A 12,847-nucleotide genomic window follows, 5' to 3' on the forward strand; every position below is an offset into this window, starting at 1 on the left:
ACATGAACGGTTACGAGGACAAGGTGCCGGCCTTCCTGACGGTCCGCGTGACGCCGCAGGAAGGTCCGATCGCCGCGTTCGCCGAGCAGGAGGCGTGGCAGGCCCGCAAGCGGTACCCGGAGATCCTGGGGGTGGGCGTTCCGGAGTTCTTCCACGCCAGAGAGTGCGAGACGGGCGGCTGGGAGCTGCCCGAATACAGCAGCGACACCCCGCAGGGCGCCCGCGACGGGCTGGGCGCGCGCTTTCGCGGGCTGGCGCAGGACGCCTCGGGCGCCGGGGACGACAAGGCCCGTCGCAAGTGGCTGGCGGCGGCCGCGCGCATGGACCGGGAGGTCGTCGACGAGGTGCGCGTCCTGGGGGAGCGGTTCCGGATCGTTCGGGCCTCGCGCTTCATCCGGATGGGGCCCAGCGGGCCGGAGCCGCCGCGCCCGTCCGACCCGGACCCGGGCGAGGCGGGCGAGTCGCACCGGGTGCCCTCGCGCACCAAGGGCTTCGTGATCGACCCGTACACCGGAACCGGCCTGGCCGACGGCATCCTCAAGCTGGACCTGGTGCGCTTCGTCGGCTCCGCTCCCGGCGCGCCCCGCGAGGTCACGGACGACGCGTGGCGGGCCGCCGAGCGGTACCCCGGCGGGGTGCTGCTGCCCGCCGTCTTCATGGTCTCCGAGCGGGAGGACGGGAAGTGGCGGGCCCACGACCCCGGGGCGGCGTACGCGACGCCCCAGGGCGCCCGGGACTCCCTGGCGGGCTGGCTGCGGGTGATGGCGCCGTTCATGCTCAAGCTGGACGACGCCACCCGTGCGGTGTACGCGGAGGGGGCCGACCGGCTCGACGACAAGCGCCGCAACGCGCTGAGCGTCGCCGACCGGCGCTTCCGGGTGACCCGCGTCGAACGGCTCGTCCGGATCGGCCCCGACGGGCCCGAGGGACCGCGCCCCTCCGACTTCGACCCCGAGCTGCCCGTCGACATCCAGGTGTGCCGCCTCAAGGAACAGGGCTTGTGGAAGGAGGAGGACGAGCCGATCGAGCTCGACGAACGCACCCAGGAGCTCTCCCGCCTGTGGGAGCAGGAAATGGCGCGCGCGGCAGCCGCGAAGGAGCGCAAACGCCGCCCCGAGAGCGGCTGAGGGCGGCGACCTCGCACGGCCCGGCCGCGTCCGGGATCGTGAAGAGATGGAAGCCGGACAGGGCGGGCACATCGCGGCGCAGCGGCGCTTCGACGTCTGGGCGGCCGGGACCGCCTACGAGCGGTACATGGGCCGCTGGAGCCGCACGGTCGCCGAGCGGTTCATCACCTGGCTGGGCCGCGCGGACGGGCTGCGGTGGCTGGACGTGGGCTGCGGCACCGGCGCCCTGACCGTGGCCACTCGGTGCGCACCCGCCGCGCTGCTCGGCGTGGACCGGTCCGCCGGGTTCGCGGCCTCGGCGCGGGCGTCCGCCACGGCGGGGCAGGGCATGTTCGCCGTCGCGGACGCCCGTGCGCTGCCGCTGCCGGACACCTGCTGCGACGTCGTGGTCAGCGGGCTCGTGCTCAACTTCCTGCCCTTGGGCGGTACGGGGCCGAAGGACCGGCAGGGCGGCGGCCGTTCAGCCGTGACCGTGCTCAGTGACCTGTGACCTGTGGCCTGTGACCCGTGACCCGTCGATGGCGCCGGTCCGAGTGCCCGAGCCTTGGTATCGGCCCGTCCGCCATCCGGGCGCTCCAGCGGCGCTCGACCGATGCCGCGTCCGGACCGGGTAGGTTCCGGCCGGGCCGCGCGTGTCGACGAGGGGCCCGTGGCCCGGCTGCGAGGATGCCGGGGACAAGCCGGTGCGGACGGAACGACCAAGCGAGGACAGCATGTTCAGTGGCGCGCACGCCATCTTCTACAGCACGGACGCCGATGCCGACCGGGCCTTCATCCGGGACGTGCTCGGCTTTCCCGGGGTGGACGCGGGCCAGGGCTGGCTCATCTTCCGGCTCCCGCCCGCCGAGCTGGCCGTCCATCCCACCACGGGCGAGCCCAAGCACGAGCTGTATCTGATGTGCGACGACATCACCGCCCAGGTGGAGGAGTTCGCGGCCAAGGGGGTCGAGCTCACCCGGCCGGTCAGCGACCAGCCCTGGGGCCGTATCGCGGCGGTCCGCCTGCCCAGCGGGGGCGAGCTCGCCTTCTACGAACCCCGCCACCCGGTCGCCCACAGCCTCTGAGACGCGGCCGCCGGACCCGTCGTCGGCACGGGCGCAGGTCCTCGCGGCCGATGCCCCTCGCATCGTCATCGAGTCGCGCAGCGCGTACGAGGCGGTGCTCATCGGAGGCTTCCCTTCGGGGAGTAGCCGGCGAAGCCACCGAGGCCGGGTCCGCCCGTGAGGGTGAGGAAGACGTCGTCGAGGCCGGGCGTGTGCATCGTCAGGGCCTCGGCCTCCACGGACGCGGCCTCCAGGACGTCCAGGACGGCCCGCAGGGTGGGGATGCTGCCGTCGCTGGCGAGGTCCAGGGTGAGCGCCTCGCTGTCGAGCGAGCCGGAGCCGAAGCGGCGGGCGGCCGTGTCGAGGTCGCGGGCGTCGGCGAAGCGCAGCCGGATGTGGCCGCCGGGGATGCGCCGCTTCAGCTCCTCGGCGCTGCCTTCGGCGATGAGCCTGCCGTGGTCCATGACCGCGATGCGGTCGGCCAGTTGGTCCGCCTCGTCCAGGTACTGCGTGGTGAGGAGGACGGTGACGCCGTCGTCGTCGACCAGGTCGCGGATGATCTCCCACATGGTGCGGCGGCTGCGCGGGTCGAGGCCGGTCGTGGGCTCGTCCAGGAAGAGGACGCGCGGATCTCCGACCAGGGTCATCGCCAGGTCGAGCTTGCGCCGCATGCCGCCGGAGAACGTGCCCGCGGGCTTGCGGGCGGCCTCGGTGAGGTCGAAGCGGCGCAGCAGGTCGTCGGCGCGGGCCCGGCCTTCGCGGCGGCTCAGGTGGTGCAGGTCCGCCATGAGGATCAGGTTCTCCTCGGCGGTGAGCAGATGGTCCACCGCCGAGAACTGGCCGGTCACCCCGATCGCCGCCCGTACGCCGTCGGCCTCGCGGAGCAGGTCGCGGCCCGCGACGCGCGCCTCGCCCGCGTCGGGCGTGAGCAGGGTGGAGAGGATCTCCACGGTGGTGGTCTTGCCGGCGCCGTTGGGCCCGAGCAGCGCGAAGACCGTTCCCTCGGTGATGCTCAGGTCGATGCCGTCGAGCACCGGCTTGTCGCCGTACGACTTGCGCAGCCCGGCGGCGGTGATCGCCGTCGGGAGCGCCGCCCGGGTGGTGGCTGTGGTCATGACGTTCGTACCCCCTCGGTCTCGGTGTGGCGGGCCGGGTGCGGCCCGGCGGACGGTCAGGCGCGCCGGATCACGATGTCGCCGAGCCCGGTCCGGGCGCGCACCTCGACCGTGTGGTCCTCCGTGCCGGGCCCGTCGGCCGTGCCGAGGGAGTTGCGGACGATCCCCATCCGGGTGTTCACGTCGAGCCAGGCGGCGGTGGACTCGCGGATGCCGACCTCCAGGTCCCCTATGGCCGTCATGAGCACGATCTGGCCGCGCCTGACGTCGGCGACCCGGATGCCGCCGTTCGCGGACTTGGCGTCGACTCCGGCGTGGGCGACGCCGAGCGAGATGCGGCCGTTGGACGCGTTCGCCCGTACGTCGCCGGTGACTTCGCCGATCGTGGTCTCGCCGTTGACGTTCTTCACCGTGGCGGTGCCCGCGACCTCGCCGATCTCCACCCGGCCCGACCCGGCGACCTCGACGTCCCCGCTCGCGCTGCCCAGCCGGATGTCCCCGTGGCCGGTCTTGAGCTGGACGGCCGCCGCGTGCTCGACCTGGATGTCACCGGCCGAGGTCTTGAGGGCGCAGTCCCCGAGCAGGCCCTCGGTGACGAAGTCCCCCAGCGGCGCGGCCCCTTGGAGCCGGGAGCCGGCCGGGAGCTCGATGCTGATGTCGAGCGACCCGCTCCGGCTGAACAAGGAGCGCTTCTTGGGGCCTTTGACCACCAGCTTGCCGCCCGAGCAGGTCACCTGCGTCTGCTGCGCGGTCCGTACGTCGGCCTCGGCGGCGCCGTCGCGGGGGAGCACCTCGACGACCGTGTCCGTGCGCTTGCCCGCGGTGATCCGGGCCGAGCCGATGTCGAATTCGAGGATGACGGAGATCGGTTGGGGTGTGTCGAAGCGTGGCATGGCTGTCCCGTCCTCTTGGCTCTGGTGTGGTCCCGCCGGTCGGGCGGGTGAAGGATGAAGTGGTTTCGGCCGGCTCGTACCGAGAAGGCGTCCAGGGGCGAAGCCGAGCGGATCCGTGGCGGGCCCTGAGCGGGCTTGTGGAAGTCCGGTGCGGTACCGCGCCCCTTTCAGGGGCGCGGGGAACTGCGCGACCAGCCACAGACAGCCCGCAGCCGACGAACCCCATGTCCAGCGGAGCGCTCAGCGCACCCAGCCGGTGAAGCCCTGGCCGCCGCGGTGGCGGCTGCGGGTGGGGGCGGGGCCGCCGTCGCCGGGCTCCAGGGCGGTGGCCACGGCCCGGACCAGCCAGGCGTTGACCGAGAGGCCCTCCTGCCCGGCGGCGTCCTCCACGCGTGTCTTGAGGTGCGCGGGCAGGCGGAAGTTGATCCGCGCCGTGCCGCCCTCGTCGCCGTCCGCCGGGGCCACGGGCACCCGCACCCCGCTCCCGCTGGGCGCTCTCTCGTGCTGCTCGCTCTGCTCGTACGCCTCCAGGCCCGGTGGCGCGGTGACCACGAACTCGGGGTCGAGCCCCCGCAGCCGCACGTCGACCGAGCCCGGCGCGAGATCCCGGGTGATCTCGTCCGTGGCCGCGGACAGCGCGTTGAGCAGCGTGAGCCGGACGGCCGACTCGAGCGGGGTGGTCAGCCGCTCCGCCAGCGCGCGGGCTTCGTCCCCGCCCGCGTCCGCGGCGACCGCGAGCTCGTGGCGGAGGTTGTCGACGTAGGGCGTAAGGTCCATGGCGCCAGATTGGCACCACTATGGCGCCATGGCAAGTCCTCGAAGGGGTGAATGACGCCATGAATAGCGCCAGTGCTGACGTCCAGAGTGTGCAGGAGTGGTGCCATGCCTGTCCGGGCGCCCGTCGCCGCAGGTCGGAACGGGGGGCTTCCGGGGTCGGCCGGGAGTGAACGGGATCGACCGGAGGCGCGGACCGGCCGGCCCCGGTCCCGCTCGACGGGTTCGGGGCGAGCGGCGAGGGCGCCCAGGTTCCGCCGCACGCCCCGGGCGCCTCCTTCGGCGTACAATTGCCGGTCGGCTGAGGGGTCCCCGATTCATACGATGCCCTTACCCTTGGGCGGGTAGCCTCGGTAAAGAGAAGCCAAAGAGGTGCGTGAGGCCACTGTCGTCCTCACGCACCACAGCGAAAGGCACGGCTTATGGCCCTCACCTTTGCGCACAGGGTCAGCGCTCGGCGTGCGTCCCTGCAGGATGTGAACGCGATAGTCCGCCTGCTCTCCGGCGACCACGGGCTGCCGCCCGAGACCGCCGCTCTCGTCTCGGCCTCACAGGCCCAACTCCGGCTCATCCTCGCGCACTTCGGTCTGGAGACCGGCAAGGTGTGGGTCGCCGAATCGGGCTCCGGAGCGCCCGAGGCGGCGGCGGTGTGGATCCCGCCGGGCGTCTCCATCGACGAGGAGGAGCACAGGGCCCTGCTGCGGTTGCACGGGCTCCGGCCGACCCTGATGCCCGCGCGCGACCACGACGGACGGATACCGGGCGAGGAGGACCACTGGCTGCTCGCGGCCGTCGGCATCTCCCCGACCGCCCACCCGGCGGCCCTCGAAGCCGTCCTGGACCCGGTCCTGCGCATCGTGGACGACGCGTCCCTGCCTGCCTACGCCACCGCTCCCGCGTCCTTCCAGGCCGAGTTGCTGGCGCCCTTCGGGTTCGAGCCGTGTGCCTCCGGCGCGGCGCGCCCGGAGCCCCGGCTGCGCCGCCCGCCCAAGGGGGCGTACGGAGGCTGACCGCCCGGAGCCTCGTAACGACGAAAAAGACCTCTGCCCGGCCCGCGTGACGCGGGCCGGGCAGAGGTCTTTACGGTCGTGCGGTACGGCTGCCGGTCGTTACAGCAGCCCGGCGGACTTGCAGGCGGCCTTGTACTTGGCCGTGCAGATCTCGTCGATGGTGTAGAGCCCGTCGCTGACGACGGTGGAGCGGATGTTCTCCTTGATCACGGCGACGACCGGGACGAGCGCGGTGGGGATGTCGCTCTTGGTCGGGCTGTTGGTCTTGGAGTTGGCTATGGAGATGAGGCTCTGCCCCTTGGCCAGCGCGACCGCCATCTGCGCGGCGATCGGGCTCTCCTCCGCGTACGACTTGTAGACGCTCATGTACTGCTCGCCCGCCACGATGCGCTGGACCCCGGCGAGTTCGGTGTCCTGGCCGGTGACCGGCGGCAGCTTGGAGACGCCAGCGGCCTTGAGGGCGTCGATGATGCCGCCGGCCATGCCGTCGTTGGCGGAGTAGACGCCGATGATCTTGTTCTTGCCGAGGGCCGAGATCGCGCTGCGCATGTTGGCGGCGGCGTTCTCCGGCTTCCACTCCTTGGTGTCGTACTCCTTCCCGATGTTCACCTTGCCGTCCAGCTCGGTGTGCGCGCCCTTCTTGAACTGGGCGGCGTTCGGGTCGGTGCGGGCGCCGTTCATCATCACGATCTGGCCGGCCTTGGCCTTCTCGCCCAGATTGTCCAGCAGGGCCCTGGCCTGCACATGGCCGACGTCCTCGTTGTCGAACGAGACGTACGCGTCGACCGGGCCCTCGGCGAGCCGGTCGAAGGCGACGACCGGGATGCCCGCGGTCTTGGCCCGCTGCACCGCGCCGCCGATCGCCTTGGAGTCCACGGCGTCGATGATGAGCGCGTCGACCTTCTTGGCGATCATGTCGTCGACCTGCTGGTTCTGCCGCGCCGCGTCCTGCTCCGCGTTCGCGTAGACGACCTGGCCCTTGCCGCTGGTCAGCTCGCCGACCATCTTCTCGATCAGCGGTTTGTCCGACTTCTCGTAGCGAGCAGCCTGCTTCTCCGGCAGCAGCAGACCTATCTTGAGGTCCTTCTTCTTGGCGGCCCCGCCGGACCCGTCGCCGGACTTGCTCCCGCCGCCGCATGCGGCGAGGGTGACGGCCATCGCGACGACACCCACGGTCATCGCTCCACGGCCGGTACGCGTGCTCACTTAAAAACAACCTCCCTGACATGGCCGCATAAATTTCGGCCGAGGTGGCTGGAAGCCAACCGTGCCCTTGCGATGCCGTCAAGAAGTTAGCCCTTAACGAGATGACAACGGAATTTTCGGATACGGGCAAGACGCGCTTAATCTGCCTGGCAATACGGGGTGAATCGGGCTTACGGCCGCTTTTCGCTTCGTTGGACAATTGCTGATGGTTCGTCAATTTGACGGGGAGTGGAATTACAGTCTCGCAGCTCAGATGGGTTGAGTCGGTCGGGAGACTCCCGCGCGGTCTGCTCGACGGCCGTTCCTTCAAGGAATACGGCGTGTTGACGGAAAGCGTGAAATGTTCGTTCATTTATTGAACACAAGCACGCCAGAGTGCGGCTGAATTGGTCTATACCTTAGAGGAATCCTCTTATTTCACCGCGTGGCTTAAGTGGTGAGCCAGCAGCCTGTCAAGCCCTTGGTTCGGACCAGGCGTTCGAGGTCTGAACTCTTGACGTGTCCATGGAGGAGCCCTAACTTCACGCCTTGAAGAAAGGGTGAGGCCATGACCATTCCCGCAACCCCCACTCCGCCCGACCGTCGGAGCGCGCGTGGCAGAACCGCCTCACTGGTGGCCGTCGGCGCGCTCGCCGCCTCCTTGACCACCGGTGCCCTTGCCGCCCCCAGGGCCGAAGCCGCGCCGCTGCCGACGGGGTGGGTCACCGTGTCCGCCCGGCACAGCGGCAAGTGCGTGGACGCGGCGTCGGCCGGAACCGCCGACGGCACCGCCGTCCAGCAGTACGGCTGCAACGCGACCGCCGCACAGCAGTGGCGGTTCGAGGCGGCCGACGACGGCTATGTGAGAGTCGACAACCGCAACGACACCACCAAGGCCTGGGACGTCACCGACGTCTCCGCCGCGGACGGAGCGCCGGTCCAGCTCTGGACGTACGGCGGCGGCAGCAACCAGCAGTGGAAGCCCGTCGAGGAGGCCGCCGGGACGTACCACTTCGTCAACCGCAACAGCGGCAAGTGCCTCGACGTCCCGGGCGCCTCGACGGCCGACGGGGCGCGCATACAGCAGTACGCGTGCAACGGCAGCGCGGCCCAGTCGTTCGACGTCAGCCCCGTCGACACCCAGCCGCCGAGCGGCGGCAACCCCGACCTCGGCCCCAATGTGTCCGTCTTCGACCCCTCGATGTCCTCGGCCGCCATCCAGAGCAGGCTCAACCAGGTCTTCGGCCAGCAGGAGTCCAACCAGTTCGGCGCCCAGCGCTACGCCCTGCTCTTCAAGCCGGGCAGCTACGACGTGGACGCCGACGTCGGCTTCTACACCCAGGTGGCCGGGCTCGGTCTGTCGCCGGACGCGGTGACCATCAACGGCGCGGTGCACGCCGAGGCCGACTGGTTCCAGGGCAACGCCACCCAGAACTTCTGGCGCTCCGCCGAGAACCTGTCGGTCACGCCGGGCGGCGGCAGCGACCGGTGGGCCGTCTCGCAGGCCGCCCCGTACCGCCGTATGCACGTGCGCGGAAACCTTCAGCTGGACGACGGCGGCTGGTCGAGCGGCGGGTTCATGGCCGACTCCAAGATCGACGGCCAGGTGCGGTCCGGCTCGCAGCAGCAGTGGCTCTCGCGCAACAGCCAGTGGGGCGGCTGGAACGGCTCGAACTGGAACATGGTCTTCGTCGGCGACACCAACGCCCCGGCCAACACCTTCCCCAACCCGCCCTACACCACGGTGGCGCAGAGCCCCGTGACCCGTGAGAAGCCGTTCCTGTACGTGGACGCGGCGGGCGCGTACAAGGTGTTCGTCCCCGCGCTGCGCACCGCGACCCAGGGCACGACCTGGGCGAACGGCACGCCCGCGGGCACCTCGCTGCCGATCGACCAGTTCTCCGTCGTCAAGCCCGGCGCCACGGCGGCGGACATCAACGGCGCGCTGGCCCAGGGCAAGAACCTGCTGTTCACGCCCGGTGTCTACCACCTGGACCAGACCATCGCGGTGAACCGCCCGGACACCGTCGTGCTCGGCCTGGGCCTGGCCACCCTGGTCCCCGACAACGGCATCACCGCGATGAACGTCGCGGACGTCGACGGGGTGAAGGTCGCCGGACTGCTCATCGACGCCGGGTCCACCAACTCCGCGCTCCTGATGCGGGTCGGCACCCCGGGCGCGACCGCCCGGCACACCGCCGACCCGACCTCGCTGCACGACGTCTTCTTCCGCGTCGGCGGCGCGGGCGTCGGCAGGGCCACCCAGAGCCTGGTGATCGACAGCTCGGACGTCATCGGCGACCACATGTGGCTGTGGCGCGCCGACCACGGCAGCGGCGTCGGCTGGACCAGCAACACGGCCGCGAACGGGCTGGTCGTCAACGGCACCGACGTGACGGTGTACGGCCTGTTCGTCGAGCACTACCAGCAGCACCAGGTGATCTGGAACGGCAACGGCGGCCGTACCTACTTCTTCCAGAACGAGATGCCGTACGACCCGCCGAACCAGTCCGCGTGGATGAACGGTTCGACCCGGGGCTACGACGCGTACAAGGTCGCGAGCTCGGTGACCAGCCACGAGGCGTGGGGCCTGGGCAGCTACTGCTACTTCAGCGCCAACCCGTCGGTGGTGGCCGAGCGCTCCTTCGAGGCGCCGAACACGGCGGGCGTCCGCTTCCACGACATGGTGACCGTCTCGCTGGGCGGCACGGGGACGATCAACCACGTCATCAACAACAATGGAGGGACCGCCAACTCCTCCGACAACGTGGTGAACCTGGTCTCGGGGCCCTGACCCCGGGCGGCGGCACGGCCCTGTGCGGCCGTGCCGCCGCCCTCTTTTCTGAGGGGGGTCCGATGTCAGATGTGCTCGGCCGGGTTCGCCGGCAGGATGAAGTTCCAGCTGCCGGGGCCGTGGTGCTGGCCGTCGGGGGAGTTCCTGGAGGGGCAGGCGCCGTTGGTGGGGTTGCCGTTCCACCAGAGCCCGAAGCAGTAATTGCAGAATCTCCAGTTGTTCTGGTACGCGGTTACCTCGTCCGGGATCGGCAGTCCCATGGCGGCCCTCGCTTCGTTGTGGGCGGCGGCGCCGGGCGGCACCGCCGGGGTGGACTTGGTGCCGTGGTGCGGGGCGGCTTGCGCCGCGGGCGCGCCGAGCGCCATCGCTCCGGCGGCCAGAGCAGCGCCACCGGCGGCCCTGATGACGCCCCGGCGCGTCTGAGACTGATCGGTCACGGCCTTCTCCTTCATGTCCTGGAGCACCTCGGAACACGGGGGCAGTGCGGTTCGTGGAGATGTGGTGCGCGCACAGTCAGCTCAACGACTGTGCTCCGCCCGTCGATTGTCCGGAATCCCCAGAACTGGGGGTTGACGTGCGGACCGTCGCGCATTCCGGCCAAGTGACCATGGGTGGGCGGTAATTGTCGCGATTCCGCGACGGCCACGGGCTACGCTCGTGGGGTGACCGGGGGAGTTGAAGCGATATTTCGTGCCCTGTCGGCCGAGGCTGCGGACGCGGTGACCGTGCCGGATCTCGGGCGGGCGCTCTCGGACGAGCTGGGTCGGATCGTGCCGCACGACGGGTACATGCTGGCCGGGCTCGACCCGCTGAACAGAGCCAGCTGTCTTTTCACCGAGGAACACGACTACAGCGAGGCCGCCGCACGCCGGATGGCGCTCGACGACGCCGCCGGAGCCGAGCGGCACCCCTTCGAACGGCTCGTCGCGGGCCCCGCCAAGGTCGGCGTGGTCAGGGCCGGATACCGGCACCGCGTGCGGCTGCACAACGTCAGCGTCCCCGAGGGGTTCGGCAGCGAGATGCGCATCGGGCTCACCCACGCGCGCGTCGCCTGGGGCGGCCTGATCCTCGTACGGGAGAGGGGCAGCCGGCCCTTCTCGGCCGCCGAGGCCGCCCATGCGCAGACGCTCGCCGAGCCGCTCGCCGCCGCGCTGAAACGGTTCGTGGCGAGCGCGCCGCTGCGGCCGTCGCGCTACAGCCTCTCGCCCGGCGTCGCGGTGGTCGGCGCCGACGACAAGGTCGCCTCGGCCACGCCCTCGGCACACGAGTGGATGCGGCTGCTCGCCCCCGCCGCCACCTCGGTGGACGAGCGGGACCTGACCGCCACCGTCTGGAACATCGCCCACCTCGCCCGGCGCGCGGGCGGGCACGCGCTGAGCCGCGTACCCACCCGGGACGGCTGGATCGCCCTCCACGGCCAGCTCCTCGAAGGCCCGGAGGCGGGCGCGGTGGCCGTCACCATCCAACCGGCCCCGGGCCGCCTGCTGTTGCCGGCCGTCTCCGTCTGGTACGGGATCACCACCAGGGAGCGGACCGTCATGCAGGAAGTGCTCCAGGGCCTGCCCACCAAGCACATCGCCCGCCGGCTCGACCTGTCGCCGCACACGGTCAACGACCACCTCAAGGCGATCTACCGCAAGACGGGCGTCAACAGCCGCGAGGAGCTCCTCACCGGCCTGGCCTGACGAGCCGTCAGGCCAGGCCTCAGCCGGTCGCGTCCTCGCGGCGCTCGACGTGGAACCTGAAGGGCACGGTCCCGGGGTCGAGCGCCGTCGCTCCGCCGTCGGTGGTCAGCGTCGCGCCGTTGACGAACGACGCCGCGGGGGAGAGCAGCCACGCGATGGCCTCGGCGACTTCACGCGGCTCGCCCGGGCGCTGGGCGGGCAGCAGCCGGGTGGCTGTCTCGTACGCCGCGTCGACGTCCGCGAGGCCCGCCTCCTCGGCGAACCGCGCCATGCGCCGGTCGGCCATCTCCGTGCGCACCCAGCTCGGGCACACCGTGTTGGCGCGCAGCCCCTTCGGCCCGTAGTCGACCGCGAGGGAGCGGCACAGCTGGAGCAGCGCGGCTTTCGACGTGGCGTACGCGGCGTTGCCCACCCCGTTGCGCAGCGCGGACACCGAGGCGACCGCGACCACGGACCCGCGGGCCTCGACCAGATGCGGCAGCGCGCTGCGCAGTAGCAGGAACGGGCCGGTGAGGTTGGTGCGCATCACCAGGTCCCAGTCCTCCACGGAGGTGTCACCGACGGCTCCGCTGCGCCCGGTTCCGGCGTTGAGCACCAGACCGTCGAGCCGTCCGTACGCGGCGACCGTCGCGTCCACCAGGCCCTGCACGGCTTCCGGGTCGCCGATGTCGCAGGGGTGGGCGAGCGCGCCGGTCTCCTCGGCGATCTCGCGCAGGGGCTCGGGGCGGCGCCCGGACACGACCACCGTGTGTCCGGCGTCGGCGAGCAGCCGGGCGGTGGCGGCGCCGATCCCCGTCCCGCCTCCGGTGACGATGACAACCTGTCGCTCAGCCATGCCCGTTCAGCCTCCGTTGTCGGTGTGCGTGCCATTCGACCGGCACCTCGATCGATCATAGGCAGACGCCGTCGGCGCGCGCCCGCCGTCGGGATTCCGCACCTGCGCGCCCTCGTCGGCGGCGGGGCTCGGCGGGCCGTTCGGCGCCACCACGGGCACCCTGGTGGGCGAATACCGCCACGGCAACCGGCGGGAGCTGGTGGCCACCTTCGCCTGCAACCGCTATCAGCAGCAGTACCGGCTGCTGGCCCGGGGCATCGTCGACTGGAGCACTGATCCACGGCGCCGCAACCGGCGTGCCGGTACCGCCCTCCCGTGTCAACGTGGGTGCGGTACCGGCGCGTTGGTCGTTCCGGCAGGGGTGTACGGGGAGTCTTGACACGGTT

Annotated in this window: 12 protein-coding genes; 6 read left to right on the forward strand and 6 right to left on the reverse strand. The window is 71.3% G+C overall.

Annotation, left to right across the window (positions count from 1 at the left end; translation table 11 throughout):
* The first annotated feature begins 2 nt into the window (after window positions 1–2).
* From QIY60_RS27870 to QIY60_RS27880, 3 genes are all read left to right on the forward strand, one after another.
* Entirely contained in the window at window positions 3–1,127 is a 1,125-nt protein-coding gene (locus tag QIY60_RS27870; RefSeq protein ID WP_283144924.1) for a DUF5954 family protein, read from the forward strand.
* A gap of 46 nt (window positions 1,128–1,173) precedes the next feature.
* A complete protein-coding gene (locus QIY60_RS27875; RefSeq protein WP_349253955.1) occupies window positions 1,174–1,617 on the forward strand; it encodes a methyltransferase domain-containing protein in 444 nt (147 codons plus the stop codon).
* A gap of 223 nt (window positions 1,618–1,840) precedes the next feature.
* Window positions 1,841–2,191: a VOC family protein gene (locus QIY60_RS27880; protein ID WP_283144925.1), complete on the forward strand. Its 351-nt coding sequence runs from the start codon at window positions 1,841–1,843 to the stop codon at window positions 2,189–2,191.
* A gap of 98 nt (window positions 2,192–2,289) precedes the next feature.
* Here the strand turns inward: QIY60_RS27880 and QIY60_RS27885 are convergent, their stop codons facing one another.
* The 3 genes from QIY60_RS27885 to QIY60_RS27895 all read right to left on the reverse strand — a co-directional run bounded on the left by QIY60_RS27885 (window position 2,290) and on the right by QIY60_RS27895 (window position 4,955).
* Window positions 2,290–3,285, reverse strand: a complete 996-nt coding sequence (locus tag QIY60_RS27885; RefSeq protein WP_283144926.1) for an ATP-binding cassette domain-containing protein — start codon at window positions 3,283–3,285, stop codon at window positions 2,290–2,292.
* Window positions 3,286–3,341: 56 nt separating this feature from the next.
* Window positions 3,342–4,178, reverse strand: coding sequence for a DUF4097 family beta strand repeat-containing protein (locus tag QIY60_RS27890; protein ID WP_283144927.1), 837 nt, complete (start codon window positions 4,176–4,178; stop codon window positions 3,342–3,344).
* A 240-nt stretch (window positions 4,179–4,418) separates the two neighbouring features.
* Complete coding sequence (locus QIY60_RS27895; RefSeq protein ID WP_283144928.1) at window positions 4,419–4,955, reverse strand: hypothetical protein; 537 nt, start codon at window positions 4,953–4,955, stop codon at window positions 4,419–4,421.
* Between the two features lie 473 nt (window positions 4,956–5,428).
* Here QIY60_RS27895 and QIY60_RS27900 point away from each other — a divergent pair, with 473 nt between their 5' ends.
* Window positions 5,429–5,962 carry a hypothetical protein gene (locus tag QIY60_RS27900; RefSeq protein WP_283144929.1) on the forward strand — a complete coding sequence of 178 codons (534 nt, stop codon included), beginning with the start codon at window positions 5,429–5,431 and terminating at the stop codon, window positions 5,960–5,962.
* Between the two features lie 99 nt (window positions 5,963–6,061).
* Here QIY60_RS27900 and QIY60_RS27905 read toward each other — a convergent pair whose 3' ends face one another.
* Entirely contained in the window at window positions 6,062–7,168 is a 1,107-nt protein-coding gene (locus tag QIY60_RS27905) for a substrate-binding domain-containing protein (protein WP_283144930.1), read from the reverse strand.
* A 547-nt stretch (window positions 7,169–7,715) separates the two neighbouring features.
* Between QIY60_RS27905 and QIY60_RS27910 the strand changes: the two genes are divergently transcribed.
* The gene (locus QIY60_RS27910; protein ID WP_283144931.1) at window positions 7,716–9,941 is read left to right on the forward strand and encodes an RICIN domain-containing protein; all 2,226 of its coding nucleotides are present in this window, start codon (window positions 7,716–7,718) and stop codon (window positions 9,939–9,941) included.
* A 65-nt stretch (window positions 9,942–10,006) separates the two neighbouring features.
* Here the strand turns inward: QIY60_RS27910 and QIY60_RS27915 are convergent, their stop codons facing one another.
* Window positions 10,007–10,378 (reverse strand): hypothetical protein, encoded by a 372-nt coding sequence (locus tag QIY60_RS27915; protein WP_283144932.1) that lies wholly within the window; start codon window positions 10,376–10,378, stop codon window positions 10,007–10,009.
* 225 nt (window positions 10,379–10,603) lie between these two features.
* Between QIY60_RS27915 and QIY60_RS27920 the strand changes: the two genes are divergently transcribed.
* Complete coding sequence (locus tag QIY60_RS27920; RefSeq protein WP_283144933.1) at window positions 10,604–11,626, forward strand: LuxR family transcriptional regulator; 1,023 nt, start codon at window positions 10,604–10,606, stop codon at window positions 11,624–11,626.
* A 19-nt stretch (window positions 11,627–11,645) separates the two neighbouring features.
* Here QIY60_RS27920 and QIY60_RS27925 read toward each other — a convergent pair whose 3' ends face one another.
* The gene (locus tag QIY60_RS27925) at window positions 11,646–12,461 is read right to left on the reverse strand and encodes an SDR family oxidoreductase (protein WP_283144934.1); all 816 of its coding nucleotides are present in this window, start codon (window positions 12,459–12,461) and stop codon (window positions 11,646–11,648) included.
* Between the last annotated feature and the right edge of the window lie 386 nt (window positions 12,462–12,847).

The sequence above is a fragment of the Streptomyces sp. BPTC-684 genome (assembly GCF_030028635.1).
Lineage (GTDB): Bacteria > Actinomycetota > Actinomycetes > Streptomycetales > Streptomycetaceae > Streptomyces > Streptomyces noboritoensis.

Bases quoted from the DNA above. Each gene is read 5' to 3' on its own strand.
- QIY60_RS27880 (WP_283144925.1), top strand. From the start codon at position 1,841: ATGTTCAGTGGCGCGCACGCCATCTTCTACAGCACGGACGCCGATGCC.
- QIY60_RS27925 (WP_283144934.1), bottom strand. From the start codon at position 12,461: ATGGCTGAGCGACAGGTTGTCATCGTCACCGGAGGCGGGACGGGGATC.
- QIY60_RS27910 (WP_283144931.1), top strand. From the start codon at position 7,716: ATGACCATTCCCGCAACCCCCACTCCGCCCGACCGTCGGAGCGCGCGT.
- QIY60_RS27895 (WP_283144928.1), bottom strand. From the start codon at position 4,955: ATGGACCTTACGCCCTACGTCGACAACCTCCGCCACGAGCTCGCGGTC.
- QIY60_RS27870 (WP_283144924.1), top strand. From the start codon at position 3: ATGAACGGTTACGAGGACAAGGTGCCGGCCTTCCTGACGGTCCGCGTG.
- QIY60_RS27890 (WP_283144927.1), bottom strand. From the start codon at position 4,178: ATGCCACGCTTCGACACACCCCAACCGATCTCCGTCATCCTCGAATTC.
- QIY60_RS27875 (WP_349253955.1), top strand. From the start codon at position 1,174: ATGGAAGCCGGACAGGGCGGGCACATCGCGGCGCAGCGGCGCTTCGAC.
- QIY60_RS27885 (WP_283144926.1), bottom strand. From the start codon at position 3,285: ATGACCACAGCCACCACCCGGGCGGCGCTCCCGACGGCGATCACCGCC.